Raw genomic sequence first — 15,774 nt, 5'->3', positions numbered from 1 at the left:
GGCCAAGGCCGCGGACCGGGGCAGGCTGGACGGGGAGCCGGCCGGGCTGCTCGCCCGCCTGACGGTGGTGGAGCGGCTCGACGCGGGGGTCCTCGCCGTCCCGGTCGAGGCGTTCGGCACGGGCCAGGCCCGCCTTGACCGCCACCCGCTGCGAGGCGGTGTTGGCCGGTCGGACGCGGGCCACGACGGGGAACTCGGGCAGGTACGCGCGCGCCCACCGCACGACCGCGCGCGCCGCCTCGGTCGCGACGCCCCGGCCCCACGAGGCCGGGCCGAACCGGTAGAACAGGTTGAGCGCGCGCCGGTCGTCGATCTCGGTGAACTTCACCCCGCAGAACCCCAGCGCCGGCTCCGCGCCGTGCAGGCGCACCACCCAGTAGCCGAAGCCGTAGCAGCGCCAGTGCGTGAGCCACCGCTCCAGCAGGTGGGCGGCCTCGTCGGAGGTGTCCACCGCGTCGGACGGGTTGTGCGCGTGGGCCGCCGGGTCGCGGTGGATCGCGTGCACCGCGGCCACGTCGGACGGCACGGGGCGGCGCAGCGTCAGCCGCTCGGTGCGCAGCTCCCCGTGGTCGGACACGTGTCGGACACCCCTGAGGTCACTGCATCGGCGGCCGGGACGCGGCCAGCCTCAGCCACTTCACCAGCAGCACGACCACCGCCACCACCGCCAGGACCAGGCCGAAGCCCGGCCCGGGACCGGGGTGGTGACCGGTCGAGGTCTGCGTGGTCCAGATCGACAGCACGCCCGCCACCGAGGCGGCGAACGACGCCAGCGCGCACACCCACGCCAACGCCCACCGGCGCACCGACAGCGTCACCGCGGGCAGCAGCACGCCCACGGCCACCGCCGCCCAGGCGAACACCCGGGGCAACCCGACGCCCTCGCTGAACAGCACGTTCAGGCCCTGCACCCCGCCCACCCAGGGCAGCACCAGCGACACCAGGACGGCCAGCGCGGCGACCGCGATCGTCAACGCGCCCGCGCCCGGGTCGAAGCGCCTGGCCGCCGAACGGCCCACGCCGTCGATCTCCTCGCGGAGCCGGGCCAGGTCCTCGCCGTCCTCGCTCATCAGACCGCGCACCCGCCGACGGCCGCGGGCAGGGGAGCGGGCTTGCCGAACGACGGCAGGCCCAGCGTGACGCCCGGCGTCTTCGGCTTCAGGCCGGCCTCGGACCGGTCACCGGCCTTGGTGCGGCGGTGCGACAGCAGCGGGCCGTCCGCGATGAGGTTGTGCGGTGCGCCGTAGGTCACCACGGTCTCCACCACGTCACCGGGTCGCACCCGCGCGTCGCCGGGCGTGAAGTGCACCAGGCGGCCGTCCCGCGCACGACCGGTCATCCGGTGCGTCTCGGCGTCCTTGCGGCCCTCGCCGGAGGCCACCAGCAGCTCCACCCGGCGGCCCACCTGCTCCCGGTTCAGCTCGTGCGCCACCTCGTTGACCAGCGTGACCAGCCGGTCGTACCGCTCCTGCACGACCTGCTTGGGCAGCTGGTCGGGCAGGTCGGCGGCGGGCGTGCCGGGCCGCTTGGAGTACTGGAAGGTGAACGCGGAGGAGAAGCGGGCCTCGCGGACGACGTCCAGGGTGGCCTGGAAGTCCTCCTCGGTCTCACCGGGGAAGCCGACGATGATGTCGGTGGTGATGGCCGCGTCCGGCATGGCCGCGCGCACGTCGTCCAGGATGGACAGGTACTTCGCGGTCCGGTACGAGCGGCGCATCTCCTTGAGCACGCGGTCCGAGCCCGACTGCAGCGGCATGTGCAGCGAGTGGCACACCGCGGGCGTCTCGGCCATCGCGGCGATGACGTCGTCGGTGAAGTCCTTGGGGTGCGGCGAGGTGAACCGGACCCGCTCCAGGCCCTCGATCCCGCCGGTGGCGCGCAGCAGCTTGCCGAACGCGTACCGGTCGCCGAACTCGACGCCGTAGGAGTTGACGTTCTGCCCGAGCAGCGTCACCTCCAGCACGCCCTCGTCGACCAGCGCCTGCACCTCCGCGAGCACCTCGCCGGGACGGCGGTCCTTCTCCTTGCCGCGCAGCGACGGGACGATGCAGAAGGTGCACGTGTTGTTGCAGCCGACGGACACCGACACCCAGCCCGAGTAGGCCGAGTCGCGGCGCGCGGGCAGCGTCGAGGGGAAGGTCTCCAGCGAGTCCAGGATCTCGACCTGGGCCTCGCGGTTGTGCCGGGCGCGTTCGAGCAGCACCGGCAGCGAGCCGATGTTGTGCGTGCCGAAGACCACGTCCACCCACGGCGCGCGCTTGACGATCTCGCCCTGGTCCTTCTGCGCGAGGCAGCCGCCGACGGCGATCTGCATGTCGGGGTTGGCGGACTTGGCGGGCGCCAGGTGACCGAGCGTGCCGTAGAGCTTGTTGTCGGCGTTCTCGCGCACGGCGCAGGTGTTGAACACCACCACGTCCGGCGTGACGTCGCCCTCGGCGGGCGTGTAGCCCGCGTCCTCCAACATGCCGGCCAGGCGCTCGGAGTCGTGCACGTTCATCTGGCAGCCGAACGTGCGGATCTGGTAACTGCGAGTCACTGCACCTAGTCCTTCCGTCGGGTCCAGCGTAGAGCGTGGACGTGCGACGATGCGCAGGTGTCGGGAACGCTGCTGCGGTTGCACGCGGTCGGGGCCGCATTGGCCCTGGCCACCCTGTCGTTGACCGCGTGCGGCGACGACTTCGACCAGGTCAAGCTCACCATGGCGGCCGGCAGCTCCGGCGGGGTCTACCACGACCTGAGCACGGCGCTGGCCGACGCGTGGACCCGCGACCCGGGCATCCCCCACCCGCAGGTGGCGACCACGGCGGGCTCGGTGGACAACCTCGACCGGCTGCGGACCAACCAGGCGCAGGTCGGGTTCTCGGCGGCCGACGCGGCCGAGAAGAAGCAGCAGGGCGACCAGGGGCACAAGCTGTACGCGCTGGCCCGGATGCACGACGACTACCTCCAGCTGATCGTGCGCAACGACCTGCCGGTGCAGCGGGTCGCGGACCTGAAGGGCCTGCGCGTGAGCGTGGGGGCGGTCGACTCCGGCGTGCGGCTGATCGCGGAGCGGCTGCTCCAGGTGGCCGAGATCGCGCCGGAGACCGACCTCCAGGTGCAGTACCTGGGCCTCCAGGCCAGCGCCGACGCCATGCGCGAGGACCGGCTGGACGCGTTCTTCTGGTCCGGCGGCGTGCCGACCGGGGCGGTCACCGCGCTGGCGTCGACGGTGAAGCTGCGGATGCTCGACCTGGGCGACGTGCTGCCGAAGCTGCGCCAGCTCTACCCGGTGTACGGCTCGGCGACCCTGCCCGCGTCGGCCTACCAGCTCGAAGGCGGGCCGGTCGTCACCCTGGTGGTGCGCAACTTCCTCCTGGTGAACGACACCATGTCGGACGACGTGGCGGAAGCGCTGGTCAGGGGCCTGTTCCAGGCGCAGCCGGCCCTGGTCGCGGCGAGTCCGGTGGCCCGGTCGATCGAGGTGCGGTCCGCGATCGAAACCACTCCGATCGAGCTGCACCCGGGCGCGATGCGTTACTACCGCGACGTGAAGGTCTAGCGGTCTGTCACGGTCCGGCGGCCGGATCAGCCGCACGGTGGACAACCCCCGCTTGGCGCGGGGCTGAACCGGGGGACAACCGTCCGCTCACGCGGCGCTGTCGGACGTTGGGCCGTTAGCGTGACGGCAGATGCGGACCGCCGAGTCCGCGCCGGATCCAGAGAACCGCTACGGGGAGCTCATGTCCGTCCAGCCGGGTAATACTCGATCCCACCTACCTCTTTCGCCCACCACCCCATCGCGCCGGTACACCCGTGCGGGTGTCACCGTGGTGCTGCTCGCCTTGCTCGCCGCCACCGGCTTCGACGCGTCACCCAGGTGGCCCACCCGGGTGCAGGTGTTCGTCGCCAACAGCGGCTCCGACAACGTCACCGTGTACGACACGCGCCTGGGCAAGGTGACGGCCACCGTCCCGGTGGGCGACTACCCCACCGGGGTCGGCGCGCACCCGTCCGGCCACCGCGTCTACGTCACCAACGAGTCGTCGAACACCGTGTCCGTGATCGACACCCGCACCCACGTGGTCGTGGCGACCGTGCCGGTGGGCGCCAACCCCTTCGGCGTCGCGGTCACCCCCACCCACGCCTACGTCACCAACTTCGGCTCCGGGACCGTCACGGTGATCGACGCGGCGACGAACGCGCCGGTCAAGACGATCCCGGTCGGCCGGTTCCCGCACAGCGCGGTGGCCGCCCCCGACGGCTCGCGGGTCTACGTGACCAACAACGGCGGCGACAGCGTCACGGTCATCGACACCGGCTCGCAGACGGCCGTCGCCACCATCCCGGTCGGCATCTTCCCGTCCGGGATCGCCATCAGCGCCGACGGCGCGCGCCTGTACGTGGCCAACACGGGCAGCGACACGGTCACCGTCATCGAGACCGGCAACAACAGCCCCGCGAACACCACCAAGGTGGGTGACGCGCCCCTCGGCGTCTCGGTCACCCCGGGCGGTCGGGTGCACGTCGCCAACACCGGTTCGGACACGGTCAGCGTCCTGGGGCCGACCGGCAAACCCGTCGAGGTCGTGAAGGTCGGTCGGATGCCGGAGGGCTCCGGGGCGGCTCCCGACGACAGCTTCGTCTACATCACGAACACGGGGGCGGGCACCGTGTCGGTGATCGACGCGAAGAACGGGGAGCTCGCCGGTCCGTTCGGCGTGGGCAAGAGGCCCGAGGGCGTGGCCGTCACCTCGTGACCCGGTCAGCCGCGCGGCCCACCGGGAGCGCGGCCCACCGGGAGCACGGCTCACACGGCGGGGAACTCGACCGTCACCCGCAGGCCGGCTCCCTCCGGCGACTCCAGCCGGACGGAGCCGTCCACGCGCTCCACGATCTGCCGCACCAGCGCGAGCCCCAGGCCCGAGCCCTGCACGTTCTGGTGCGCCGGGCTGCGCCAGAACCGGTCGGTGGCCCGTTCCAGCTCCTCCGGCGCGAGGCCGGGCCCCTCGTCCTGCACCGACAACCGCACCACGCCGTCCCGCCTGCGCACGTCGACGCGCACCAGCGTGCCGTCGGAGGTGAACTTGAGCGCGTTGTCCAGCAGCGCGTCGAGCACGGTCTCCACACCGCGCGGCGGCACGAGCGCCGTGCCGCCGGGCTCGCCGTCCAGCACGAGGTGCACGTCACGGGCCGCGGCGGCCGGTTGCCAGGCCGACAGGCGACCGGCCACCGCGCGGTCCACGTCCACCGGCACGGGGTCGACCGACGGTGCGCCCGCCCGCGCCATGGACAGCAGCTCGTCCAGGATCCGGTTGAGCCGGTCGGCCTCCTCCAGCGCCGCCACCTGGTGCGCGACGCCCTCGCCCACCACCTGTCCCTCCAGGTTGGACAGACGCAGCTTCAGCGCGGTCAGCGGGTTGCGCAGCTGGTGCGAGGCGTCCGCGACGAACGCCCGCTGAGCCGCCAGCACGTCGCTCACGTTGGCCGCCATCTGGTCGAACGACCGCGACAGCTGCCGCAGCTCCGGCGGCCCGTCGGAACTGCCGACCGGCTCCACCGGCTGCCCGGCCACCACCGCGCCGAGCAGCCGCCCGGTCGCGTCGTCCAGCCGGCGCACGGGCCGCAGCGTCCACCGGACCAGCGGCAACGCCGCGAACACGCCGACCGCGAGCACCAGCAGGCTCGACGCGAGCAGCACCGACCACCACAGCAGCACCTCGGCCCGCGTCTTCGACGTGGGCGAGAACGTCACCACCGCGCCCCGGACCTCGCCCGCCTCCAGCACCGGCTCGGCCAGCACCAGCTCGGTCGACTCCCACGGCATGACCAGCTCCGGCGCGACCGGCTGACGACCGGCCAGCGCGCCGCTGACCAGGTCGGACACCTCGGGCGACGACACGTCCACGTCGTCCGGCGCCGAGGCCACCACCTGCCCCTCCATGCCGAGCAACGCCACCCGGATGCCGTACAGCTCGTGGTAGCGGCGCAGCTCGGCGTCGAGCACCTCCGGCTGGTCGTCGATGAACGGCCGCTGCGCCACGGACGCGAACCGCGTGGTGTCCGTGAGCCGGTCCAGGAACATCTGCTGCTGCTGGGTCTGGGCCACGCCGCGGCCCAGCGGCACGCCCATGCCCAGCAGCACCAGCACGACCAGCGCCAACACGATCCCCAGCAGTCGCGACCGCACTCAGCCCCCGCTCAACCGGTACCCGACCCCGCGCACCGTCTCCAACAACGAGGGACGCCCGAGCTTGGTCCGCAGCGTCGCCACGTGCACGTCCAGGGTCCGGTTGGCCCCCGCCCAGGTGCGTCCCCACACCTCGGCCAGGATGCGCTCCCGGGTGCACACCGCGCCACCCGCCGCCACCACCAGGGCCAGCACCTGGAACTCCTTGCGCGACAACGCGACGGGTTCACCCGCCACGGTGACCTCGTGCCGGGCCAGGTCGACCCGCACGTCGGCCACCTCGAACACCTCCGTGCCGGTGCCGCCGACGCCGACCGGGTCGCCCCGCCGGCGCCGCACCGCGTGCACCCGGGCCACCAGCTCGCCCACGTCGTAGGGCTTGACCAGGTAGTCGTCCGCGCCGGCGTGCAGGCCCAGGATCCGGTCGTCGATCTCACCGCGGGCCGAGACGACGATGATCGCGACGTCACTCGCCGCTCGGATGTGACGGCAGAGCGTGACACCGTCCACATCGGGCAGGCCCAGGTCGAGCAGCACCACGTCGACCCCGGCCAGCCGATCGAGCGTCCCCCGACCGGTGGCCTGCCGGTCCACGGTGAATCCCCGCCGGGTCAGCGCCGGTACCAGCGCTTCCGCCACCCGGTCGTCGTCCTCGACCAACAGCACCCGCACCGTGGAGCCTCCCCGATAAGTGTCGCCACCCTGTGACAGAGTTGAGACCCTAAGTCTTGCTCAACCGCCTGGACTGGTGTGGTGATGCACACCTAGGTTTCCGCCATCGCTCAGGAACCCCCTACTGGAGGACTGATGACCGCCGCCACTCCTGCTCCGCCGATGATCCGGATGGCGGGCGTGGACAAGTTCTTCGGACCTCTGCACGTCCTCAAGGACGTCAACCTGGAGGTCCCGAAGGGGCAGGTCGTCGTGGTGCTCGGGCCGTCCGGCTCGGGCAAGTCCACGCTGTGCCGCACGATCAACCGGCTGGAGCCGATCGAGTCCGGCGTCATCGAGGTGGACGGCCAGCCGCTGCCCGCCGAGGGCAAGGACCTGGCCCGGCTGCGCGCCGACGTCGGCATGGTGTTCCAGTCGTTCAACCTGTTCGCCCACAAGAGCATCGTCGACAACGTGATGCTCGCGCCGGTGAAGGTCCGCAAGACGCCGGCGGCCGAGGCCCGCAAGACGGCCATGGAGCTGCTGGAGCGGGTCGGCATCGCGAACCAGGCGGAGAAGTACCCCGCCCAGCTCTCGGGCGGGCAGCAGCAGCGCGCGGCGATCGCCCGCGCGCTGGCGATGCGCCCCAAGGTGATGCTGTTCGACGAGCCCACCTCCGCGCTGGACCCCGAGATGGTCCAGGAGGTGCTGGACGTGATGACGACGCTGGCCAAGGAGGGCATGACCATGCTCGTGGTCACCCACGAGATGGGCTTCGCCCGCAAGGCCGCGGACCGAGTGATCTTCATGTCCGATGGCGAGGTCGTCGAGGACTCGACGCCGGAGGCGTTCTTCTCCGCGCCGAAGTCCAACCGCGCGAAGGACTTCCTTGGCAAGATCCTGACCCACTGAAGTCCCACGACCGCGGCGCTGAGCCTGGCGCCGCTCTACCGAACAAGAGCAGGAGAACGACGATGAGGGTTCGCACCCTTGCGGTGGTGCTGCTGGCCGGCGGCCTCGCCCTGACCGCGTGCGGCAAGGAGGGTGGCCCCGGCGACACCGGCTCGGCCCCCGCGCAGACCGCCGTCAGCGACGTCAAGGTCGACGGCTCGGCGACGTTCGACAAGATGAAGTCCCGCGGCCGGGTCGTCATCGGCGTCAAGGAGGACCAGCCGGGCCTGGGTTACAAGGACCCGACCAGCGGCAAGTTCAACGGCTTCGACATCGAGATCGCGAAGCTCGTCGCCGCCCAGCTCGGCTTCGGCGACGACAAGATCGACTACAAGGCGATCCCGTCGGCGGGTCGTGAGCAGGCGCTGATCAACGGTGACGTGGACTACTACGTCGGCACGTACACGATCAACGCCAAGCGCAAGGAGCAGGTGGCGTTCGCCGGCCCGTACTTCACCGCCGGCCAGGACCTGCTGGTGAAGAAGAGCGACAGCTCGATCACCGGCAAGGACACGCTCAAGGGCAAGAAGGTCTGCTCGGTGACCGGCTCCACGCCGATCCAGAAGGTCAAGAGCGAGAACCTGACCGAGCCGGAGAACATCGTCGAGCTGCAGAACTACTCGCAGTGCGTCGAGCAGCTGGAGCAGGGCGCCGTCGACGCCGTCACCACCGACGACGCGATCCTCAAGGGCTACGCCTCGCAGTCGCCCGACACGCTGAAGGTCATCGGCAAGCCGTTCTCGAAGGAGCCCTACGGCATCGGCCTGCCCAAGGACGACAAGGCGCTGCGCGACAAGGTCAACGACATCCTGCAGGCCGCCCTGGACGGCGACGCCTGGCAGAAGGCCTACGACAGCACCCTGGGCAAGTCCAACTCCACGGCCGAGAAGCCCACGCTCGACCGCTACTGATCACCTCTCGCGGCCGGTCGTCGGTTCCTCCGGCGGCCGGCCGCACCACACCCACCTAGCCGAGGAAGCCGATGGACGTCCTGCTCGACAACCTCGACCTGTACGGGCCAGGGTTCCTCAACACCGTTGAGCTGTTCCTGATCTCCGCGGTCGGGTCGCTGGTGTTGGGGACGGTCCTGGCGATGCTGCGGGTCGCGCCGGTCCCCGTGATGCGAGCCATGGGCACCGCCTACGTGACGATCGTCCGCAACACCCCGCTCACCCTGGTGTTCTTCTTCTTCGCCTTCGCGTTCCCGCTGCTCAAGATCATCGACACGGACACGTTCGGCGGCTCCGCGTCGGCCTTCTACTTCAACGCGGCCATCACCTCGCTGACCCTCTACACGGCGGCGTTCGTGTGCGAGGTCGTGCGGGCGGGCATCAACACCGTCCCCGTCGGACAGGCGGAGGCGTCCCGCGCGCTCGGCCTGACGTTCGGCCAGATGCTCGGCTCCGTGGTGCTGCCGCAGGCCACCCGCGCGGTCGTGCCGCCGATGATGAGCACGATGATCGCGCTGCTGAAGAACAGCACCATCGCGGCGGGCTTCTCGGTCTTCCAGGCGGGCTCCATCAGCCTCAACCTGTCCGAGCGCGGCGAGAGCCAGCTGATCGGCCTGCTGTGGGTCGCGCTGTTCTTCGTGCTGCTCGTGATCCCCATGACCCTGCTGCAGCGCAGCCTCGAGAAGCGGTGGAGCGTCGCCCGATGAGCTCGGTCCTGTTCGACGTCCCCGGGCCGCGCGCCCGGCTGCGGCACCGCCTCTACGCGGTCATCGGCATCGTCGTGGTGGTCGCCGTGATCGGCTTCGTGGTGTACCGGTTCAACGAGAGCGGCCAGTTCAACGCGGCCAAGTGGACCTGGCTCCAGTACGAGAAGGTGCAGCTCGACCTGCTCGCGGCGCTGGGCAACACGCTCAAGGCGTTCGCCGCGGGCGCGGTGCTGGCGCTGCTCTTCGGCGCGGTGTTCGCCGCCGGTCAGCTGTCCGACCACAAGGTCGTCCGGGTGCCCTCGGTCTTCGTCGTCGAGCTGTTCCGCGCGGTGCCGCTGGTCGTGCTGATCTTCGTGTTCCACTACGGCCTGTCGCTGGGTGCGCCGTTCTACTCGGTGGTGCTCGGCCTCACGCTCTACAACGGCTCGGTGCTGGCCGAGGTGTTCCGCGCGGGCGTGCTGTCGCTGCCGCGCGGGCAGCGCGAGGCGGCCTACGCGGTGGGCATGCGCAAGACCCAGGTGATGACCTACGTGCTGCTGCCGCAGGCGGTGCGGGCGATGCTGCCGGCGATCATCAGCCAGCTCGTCGTGCTGCTCAAGGACACCGCGCTCGGGTTCCTCATCACCTACGAGGAGCTGCTGCGGTACGCGCGCTACGTGGGCAGCATCTTCGAGTTCGGCCGTCCGCTGGTGCCGGTCACGCTCGTGGTGGCGGCGATGTACATCACCATGTGCCTGCTGCTGACCGGGCTCGCCACGTACCTGGAGAAGCGCAACCGGCGCGACAAGAAGGTGCTGGAGCTGGAGAAGAAGCCGGCCGAGGACGTCGTCGCCGCGGCGGTCTGACCGTTCCCGTCGGCTCGTCGACCGGTGCTCGACCAGGGGTTCTCCGCCGCGCGCGAGCACGGCGGAGAACCCCGGTGACGACGTGCTAGTAGCGCAGCAGCGCGCCCACGCCCTCGAACAGCGAGGCGTTGTCGGTGACGAGCACCTGCGCGCCGGTCGCGGCGGCGGCGATGGCCAGGGCCTCGTCAGCCCGGCGCTCGCCGGGGTGCTCGATGCCCAGCCCCCGCAGCTCCGCCTCGCGCAGCGCCACCTGGGCCGGGTCCTCGCCGGACCACACCGTGCGGTCGCCCAGTGACGGGTCGGCCACCAGCAGCGCGGCCACGTTGGCCTCGCGCAGCGCCTCCACCACCGGCTCCAGGCCCTGCACCGCCCGTCCGCCCGAGCGGTTGGCCTCGGCGGTGAACTCCTCGACCACGTCGTTGTCCAGGTCGGCCTGGTACTGCGTCACGAGCGCCCGCACGGCGTCGTCGAACGCCTCGTCGTCGGAGCCGTCGGCCAGGCTCGCGCCCTCGACCTCCAGCATCACGTCGCGGCACCGCGTGCTCAGCTCCTCCTTCACGCCGGCGCGCGCCTGCACCTCGCCACCGAGGATCAGCAGCCGGGCCTTGAGCCGGGTGACCAGCTTGTCGACCTCCTCCGCGATCCGGGCGGCGTTGCGCTTGGCGTTCTCCTCCGCCGAGTGCTGCATCCGCAGGTGCGACCACCCGCCGCCGCGCACCTTGTGCACCGGGTGCTCCTCGCCCCGGACCTCGGCCGACACCTCACCCTGGCCGTCGTACCCGTGCAGGTCCGCGCCGACCTTGTCGGCCAGCACGACCACGTGCGGCACGTCCGACTGCAACGACGACGCCAGCGGCAGCAGGTGCGGCAGCTCGGACCAGCGCACGGTGTCGGTGGCCGGAGGGCGGGGCAGCACCCGGTCGAGCAGCAGCCTGCCGCGTGCCGCGATGAGCGCCCGGCCCGCCCTGCCGACCACCGGCGTCATCGCCGGTCCCGCCAACACCTCCAGCGTGGCCTCGTCCGCGCCCTGCCGGGCCAGCTCCTCGCGCACCCCGCGCCAGCGCAGCTCCATGGCCTTGGCCGCGTCCTCGGTGTTGTGCGAGGCGTCCAGGTACACCGACGCGAACGGACCGCGTTCCCTGACGAGCTCTCCCAACGAAGACATGTCCATTGGCCTCGTTTACCCGCTCGCGCGCCGCGTAACCTCGGGGGCATGGTGGACGAACCGGGTGCGATCACCAAGGTGCAGCAGAACGCCGTCGACCACCTGCTGAGGGTGGGCATCAACGGGTTCGGGCCGTTCAAGAGCGCGCAGCAGATGGCCGGGGAGGCGTTGGAGAAGGGCCTGGAGCCCGAAGAGGCGATCAAGCACCTGATCCGGACGCACGTGGCGGCGGCGGGTGTGCAGGGCTTCGCCACCAACGTCGGGGGCCTGATCACGCTGCCGGTCACCCTGCCCGCGAACCTGACCGCCTCCTACCTGGTGCAGACGCACCTGATCGCGTCGATCGCCGCGGTGCACGGGTACGACCTGAAGAGCGACGAGGTGCAGACCGCGATCCTGGTGTGCCTGCTGGGCAACGCGGGGACCGAGCTGCTGAAGAAGGCGGGCATCAAGGTCGGCTCCAAGCTGACCATGAACCTGATCGAGCGCATCCCCGCGCAGCTCATCCGCGAGGTCAACAAGCGGGTCGGCTTCACGCTGCTGGCCAAGTACGGCACGTCCAAGGCGACCCTCACGCTGGCCAAGGGCGTGCCGCTGGTGGGCGGGGTGATCGGCGGGACGTTCGACGCCGTGACGACCCGCGCGGTGGGCGCCTTCGCGGCCCGCTTCTTCACCGAGCGCGACGAGCCGCCCGCGATCATCGACGGCGTGGTGATCGACGGCGAGGTCGTCGACGTCCAGGACTGATTGGCCCAACGAAAGGCGTCGTGCTTGGCCCTTAGGGTGGGCCAATCGGGCCCGTAGCGTCGACCCCCATGGGGACGACGAAGGTGCTGGCGGTCGCCCAGCTGGCCAACTCGGTGGGTGACGGGGCGTTCTACGTGTGCTCCGCGCTCTACTTCACCCGGGTCGTCGGCCTGTCGGCCACTCAGGTGGGTGTCGCCCTGACGGTGGCGTGGGCCGTCGGAGCGGTGGCCGGGGTCGGGTTGGGGCACCTCGCGGACCGGGTCGGGCTGCGGCGGGTCGCGGTCGGGTTGGCCGTGGTGACGGCGGGGGCGCTGGCGTCGTTCCTGGTGGTCCGCTCGTTCTGGGCGTTCGTGGCCGCCGCGTGCGTCTACACCTGCGGCCAGTCCGGGTTGGTGGCCACGCGGCAGGCGTTGCTGGCCGGTCTGGTGGAGCCCGCGCGGCGGACGAGGGTGCGGGCGGTGCTCCAGTCGGTGCTCAACGGCGGGTTGGCCGTGGGCGCGGGGCTGGGCGGGGTGGCGTTGCAGGTGGACACCGAGGCGGCGTACCTGGCGGTGTTCGCGCTGGACGCGGCCGGGTTCCTGGTCGCGGCGGCGGTGCTGGGACGGGTGCCCGAGGTCGCGCCCGTGGCCCGGACGGCACGGTTGGGCGTGCTGCGCGACCGGCCGTACGCGCTGGTGGCGCTGCTGAACTCGGTCGTGCTGCTCTACATGCCGATGCTGAGCCTGGTCGTGCCGCTCTGGATCGTCGAGCGGACGTCCGCGCCCAAGTGGGTGGTCGGGCTGCTCTTCATCCTCAACACCGGCGCGGTGGTGGTCGGTCAGGTGCGGCTGGCGCGCGGCGTCACCGACCTGGGCACGGCGGTGCGGTCCGTGCGGCGCGGTGGGGTGTTGTTGCTCATGTCGTGCGTGGTGTTCGCGTTGTCCGCGGGTGTGCCCGACCGGGTGGCGGTGGCGGTGCTCGTCGTGGCTGCGGGCGTCCAGGTGGTGGGCGAGATGCTGCACAGCGCGGGCTCGTGGGAGATCGGTTTCGACCTCGCGCCCGCCGACAAGCAGGGCCAGTACCAGGGGTTCTACGGCATGGGCCCGGCCGTCGCGCGCACCGTCGGCCCGCTGCTGCTCACCACGCTGGTGCTCGGCGGGGGAGCGGTGGGGTGGCTGGTGCTGGGCGGGCTGTTCGTGGCCGCGGCGCTGGCCATGACGCCCGCCGTGCGGTGGTCCCAGCGGGTGCGCGAAGTCGCCCACCGATAAAACCGTTGGTGTCGCGGCGGGAAGCAAGCTAGGGTCATGACCATGTTCTTCCAGATCTACCTCTGAGGACTTCTTCCTCCAGCGCCGCACCGGCCTCGGGCCGTGTCGCGCCCTTCTTCTGGTGGCCTTAGCGGCTCTTCACACGACCGTGTCCCATCACGGGCCGTAGCCTTTTGCACGCCTCGACATCGAGGAGGCGATCGCATGCCCACCATGCGCAACGAACCGCCACACGACGGTCAGCCGACCAACCGCGCCGCACGCCGCGGCACCCGCTCGTCCGGTGCGGTGCAGCCGCGCTTCGGCGGCGGCCGAGCTGCCGTCAACCCGCGCCAGTACGCCATGCGGCGTCGCTGACCAGCGACTCCGCCACACCCAGGAGGTAGATGTGACCACTCAGGACACTCCGCAGGACACGCCCGAGGGCGATGCCGGCGAGCAGGAGCAGCCCGCTGCCCCGCTCAACCGCGCCGCCCGCCGGGGTCACGCCGACAAGAACGACGGCGTGAACAAGGTCCCGGGCCGCCCGCAGCAGAACACGTTCGTCGGACGGCGCGTGTTCCGGCGCACCGGCGGCTGAGCGACGCGCTCGGGCGGACCGCTCGACCAGCTCCGGTGCGCGCTGAGCGCACACCTGGTGAACCCGGAGCCGGTCGGGCGGTCCGCCCGCAGTGACTCCTCGATCCTGCTCGACCGCTTTCCTTGTAGGACAACGCTTCCACCCTCTCGTCGACCGGCTCGCAGGACCCGGTCGCGGCGGGTCCGGGTCAGTGCGGAGGACGTGCTGGTGGGCCGGGGTGCCGTTGCTCCGAGCGGGTGATGACCGGTCGGGTCCGGAGGGCGTCGGTCGGTGCCTGCGAATGGTCGCGGTGCTGGTGGGGATCACCGGGCCGGAGGTGCTCGGGCCGCGCCGGGTCTGTGGGTCCGCCGACCGGGTCGTGCTCCTATCGGGCGCGGGGCCTGCCGATCACGGCTCGGGAGAACTAGCCTGAACTGGGTAGCAACCGGGTCCGGCGGAGATCGGGAGGCGCCCATGAGGATCGCTGACGTGTTGCGCAACAAGGGGTCGGCCGTGGCCACGGTCGAACCGAGAGCGTCGGTCGCGGATCTCGTCGCCGCACTGGCCGAGCACAACGTGGGCGCGATGGTCGTGCTCGGGTCCGAGGGGATCGTCGGGATCGTCTCCGAACGCGACGTCGTGCGCAGGCTGCACGACCGGGGCGCCGAGCTGCTGGGCGCGTCGGTGTCGGAGATCATGACGAGCGAGGTGTTCACCTGCACGCCGCGCGACTCGGTCGACAGCCTCACGGTGCTGATGACCGAGCAGCGCATCCGGCACGTGCCGGTGGTCGACGGTGACCGGCTGGTCGGCATCGTCAGCATCGGTGACGTGGTGAAGAGCCGGATCAGCCAGTTGGAAGAGGACCACGACCAGCTGACCGCGTACATCTCGCAGGGCTAGCCCACCGGCCGCGCGGGCGCACCACGCGCTCGCGCGGCTGTCGTGGTCCGTTATGCGCTCGCGCGGCTGCCGCCGTCCGTCACTCTCGGCCGCGGTGGTAGTGCCGGCTGACCCTGGCGCGGTTGCCGCACGACGGTTTGCACCACTCCTGCCGGGGGTGGGCCTTGATGAAGTACCGGATGCACCGGGGCGCGGGACAGGCGCGCAGTTCCGCCCGCTCGCCGCTCGCCAGGAACTCGATCGCCGCCGTCGCCAACGTCGCCAGCAGGCGGTCACCGGCGTCGGCCGAGTCGACGTAGCGCAGCCGGGGCTGGTCGTCCCACTCCAGGCGCACCGTCCGGGGCACGCGCTCGGCGGCCTCGTTGACGATCGCCAGCGCGCGGTCGACGTCCATCAGGTGCGGCGTGTCCATGCGTTCACCCGCCTGCGCGGCGTGCGCGAACAGCGACCGCACGGCCCAGCGGAGTTCGAGCACCCGCTGCCGCAGCGCCTCGTCCGCCTCGGCCCCCGCCCACGCCGTGAAGCCCTCCGGCGTGGCCAGGTCGTCCGCGAGCCCGCCGTGCCCGTCGTGCCGGACCGTGCCCGCGAACTCCAACGCCAGTGCCACCCCGACGAGTCTAGTGGTAGGTTTCCTAACGGATTTGGCCAATCAGACCATTAGGGGGAGTCGTGACGATCCAGGAGCAGGCGCTGGACGCCCACCGCAGGCTGGCCGCCGCGATCGAGGACCTCACCGACGAGCAGGTGGGGCAGCCCTCGGCGCTGCCCGGCTGGACGCGCGGCCACGTGCTGTCCCACCTGGCCAACGTCACGGTCGGCCTGGCGGGCCAGGCCGAGCACGAGGGCACGAAGGTCGAGGTCTACCCCGGCGGGCGGCCCG

19 protein-coding genes are annotated in these 15,774 nt (G+C 71.5%); 12 read left to right on the top strand and 7 right to left on the bottom strand.

The annotated features are described in order from the left end of the window. The 3 genes from AB0G02_RS15415 to miaB form a co-directional block, all read right to left on the bottom strand. Positions 1 to 577, bottom strand: a 577-nt coding sequence (locus AB0G02_RS15415) for a GNAT family N-acetyltransferase (RefSeq protein ID WP_360794123.1), incomplete at its 3' end; no start/stop codon positions are given. Positions 578 to 596: 19 nt separating this feature from the next. Further along, a complete protein-coding gene (locus tag AB0G02_RS15410; protein WP_360794121.1) occupies positions 597 to 1,070 on the bottom strand; it encodes a hypothetical protein in 474 nt (157 codons plus the stop codon). Beyond that, positions 1,070 to 2,536: a tRNA (N6-isopentenyl adenosine(37)-C2)-methylthiotransferase MiaB gene (gene miaB / locus AB0G02_RS15405; RefSeq protein ID WP_360794119.1), complete on the bottom strand. Its 1,467-nt coding sequence runs from the start codon at positions 2,534 to 2,536 to the stop codon at positions 1,070 to 1,072. Before miaB ends, AB0G02_RS15410 begins: the two co-directional genes overlap by 1 nt. 57 nt (positions 2,537 to 2,593) lie before the next feature. On the opposite strand from miaB, the gene AB0G02_RS15400 reads away from it, so the two are divergent. Both AB0G02_RS15400 and AB0G02_RS15395 read left to right on the top strand, forming a co-directional pair. After that, the gene (locus AB0G02_RS15400) at positions 2,594 to 3,541 is read left to right on the top strand and encodes a TAXI family TRAP transporter solute-binding subunit (protein ID WP_360794117.1); all 948 of its coding nucleotides are present in this window, start codon (positions 2,594 to 2,596) and stop codon (positions 3,539 to 3,541) included. A 268-nt stretch (positions 3,542 to 3,809) separates the two neighbouring features. Next, positions 3,810 to 4,739: a YncE family protein gene (locus AB0G02_RS15395; RefSeq protein WP_360794115.1), complete on the top strand. Its 930-nt coding sequence runs from the start codon at positions 3,810 to 3,812 to the stop codon at positions 4,737 to 4,739. 50 nt (positions 4,740 to 4,789) lie between these two features. Here AB0G02_RS15395 and AB0G02_RS15390 read toward each other — a convergent pair whose 3' ends face one another. Together AB0G02_RS15390 and AB0G02_RS15385 are read right to left on the bottom strand one after the other, a co-directional pair. After that, positions 4,790 to 6,169 carry a HAMP domain-containing sensor histidine kinase gene (locus AB0G02_RS15390; protein WP_360794113.1) on the bottom strand — a complete coding sequence of 460 codons (1,380 nt, stop codon included), beginning with the start codon at positions 6,167 to 6,169 and terminating at the stop codon, positions 4,790 to 4,792. After that, positions 6,170 to 6,841, bottom strand: coding sequence for a response regulator transcription factor (locus AB0G02_RS15385; RefSeq protein WP_360794111.1), 672 nt, complete (start codon positions 6,839 to 6,841; stop codon positions 6,170 to 6,172). Positions 6,842 to 7,003: 162 nt separating this feature from the next. Between AB0G02_RS15385 and AB0G02_RS15380 the strand changes: the two genes are divergently transcribed. The 4 genes from AB0G02_RS15380 to AB0G02_RS15365 all read left to right on the top strand — a co-directional run bounded on the left by AB0G02_RS15380 (position 7,004) and on the right by AB0G02_RS15365 (position 10,273). Continuing rightward, positions 7,004 to 7,732 (top strand): amino acid ABC transporter ATP-binding protein, encoded by a 729-nt coding sequence (locus AB0G02_RS15380; protein ID WP_360794125.1) that lies wholly within the window; start codon positions 7,004 to 7,006, stop codon positions 7,730 to 7,732. Positions 7,733 to 7,794: 62 nt separating this feature from the next. After that, entirely contained in the window at positions 7,795 to 8,682 is an 888-nt protein-coding gene (locus AB0G02_RS15375; protein ID WP_360794109.1) for a glutamate ABC transporter substrate-binding protein, read from the top strand. Positions 8,683 to 8,753: 71 nt separating this feature from the next. Continuing rightward, positions 8,754 to 9,428 carry an amino acid ABC transporter permease gene (locus tag AB0G02_RS15370; RefSeq protein WP_360794107.1) on the top strand — a complete coding sequence of 225 codons (675 nt, stop codon included), beginning with the start codon at positions 8,754 to 8,756 and terminating at the stop codon, positions 9,426 to 9,428. Beyond that, entirely contained in the window at positions 9,425 to 10,273 is an 849-nt protein-coding gene (locus AB0G02_RS15365; protein ID WP_360794105.1) for an amino acid ABC transporter permease, read from the top strand. The genes AB0G02_RS15370 and AB0G02_RS15365 overlap by 4 nt, the downstream gene beginning before the upstream one ends. Before the next feature lie 85 nt (positions 10,274 to 10,358). On the opposite strand, the gene AB0G02_RS15360 is transcribed toward AB0G02_RS15365, so the two are convergent. Further along, a complete protein-coding gene (locus tag AB0G02_RS15360; protein WP_360794103.1) occupies positions 10,359 to 11,438 on the bottom strand; it encodes a Vms1/Ankzf1 family peptidyl-tRNA hydrolase in 1,080 nt (359 codons plus the stop codon). 48 nt (positions 11,439 to 11,486) lie between these two features. Between AB0G02_RS15360 and AB0G02_RS15355 the strand changes: the two genes are divergently transcribed. From AB0G02_RS15355 to AB0G02_RS15335, 5 genes are all read left to right on the top strand, one after another. Further along, positions 11,487 to 12,185 (top strand): EcsC family protein, encoded by a 699-nt coding sequence (locus AB0G02_RS15355; RefSeq protein ID WP_360794101.1) that lies wholly within the window; start codon positions 11,487 to 11,489, stop codon positions 12,183 to 12,185. Positions 12,186 to 12,253: 68 nt separating this feature from the next. Further along, a complete protein-coding gene (locus tag AB0G02_RS15350; RefSeq protein WP_360794099.1) occupies positions 12,254 to 13,432 on the top strand; it encodes an MFS transporter in 1,179 nt (392 codons plus the stop codon). A 204-nt stretch (positions 13,433 to 13,636) separates the two neighbouring features. Further along, the gene (locus AB0G02_RS15345) at positions 13,637 to 13,789 is read left to right on the top strand and encodes a hypothetical protein (protein WP_360794097.1); all 153 of its coding nucleotides are present in this window, start codon (positions 13,637 to 13,639) and stop codon (positions 13,787 to 13,789) included. 31 nt (positions 13,790 to 13,820) lie between these two features. Continuing rightward, positions 13,821 to 14,012, top strand: coding sequence for a hypothetical protein (locus AB0G02_RS15340; RefSeq protein ID WP_360794095.1), 192 nt, complete (start codon positions 13,821 to 13,823; stop codon positions 14,010 to 14,012). A gap of 453 nt (positions 14,013 to 14,465) precedes the next feature. Continuing rightward, positions 14,466 to 14,894: a CBS domain-containing protein gene (locus AB0G02_RS15335; RefSeq protein WP_360794093.1), complete on the top strand. Its 429-nt coding sequence runs from the start codon at positions 14,466 to 14,468 to the stop codon at positions 14,892 to 14,894. 79 nt (positions 14,895 to 14,973) lie between these two features. Here the strand turns inward: AB0G02_RS15335 and AB0G02_RS15330 are convergent, their stop codons facing one another. Further along, a complete protein-coding gene (locus tag AB0G02_RS15330; protein ID WP_360794091.1) occupies positions 14,974 to 15,501 on the bottom strand; it encodes an ABATE domain-containing protein in 528 nt (175 codons plus the stop codon). A 62-nt stretch (positions 15,502 to 15,563) separates the two neighbouring features. Here AB0G02_RS15330 and AB0G02_RS15325 point away from each other — a divergent pair. Beyond that, positions 15,564 to 15,774 (top strand): maleylpyruvate isomerase N-terminal domain-containing protein (locus tag AB0G02_RS15325; protein ID WP_360794089.1); only part of this gene is annotated, 211 nt, incomplete at its 3' end.

Origin of the sequence: Actinosynnema sp. NPDC023658, from assembly GCF_040639995.1 — a bacterium.
Lineage (GTDB): Bacteria > Actinomycetota > Actinomycetes > Mycobacteriales > Pseudonocardiaceae > Actinosynnema.
The sequence above is the reverse complement of the archived record's forward strand: the minus strand, read 5'-3'. Positions and strand labels throughout refer to the sequence as shown.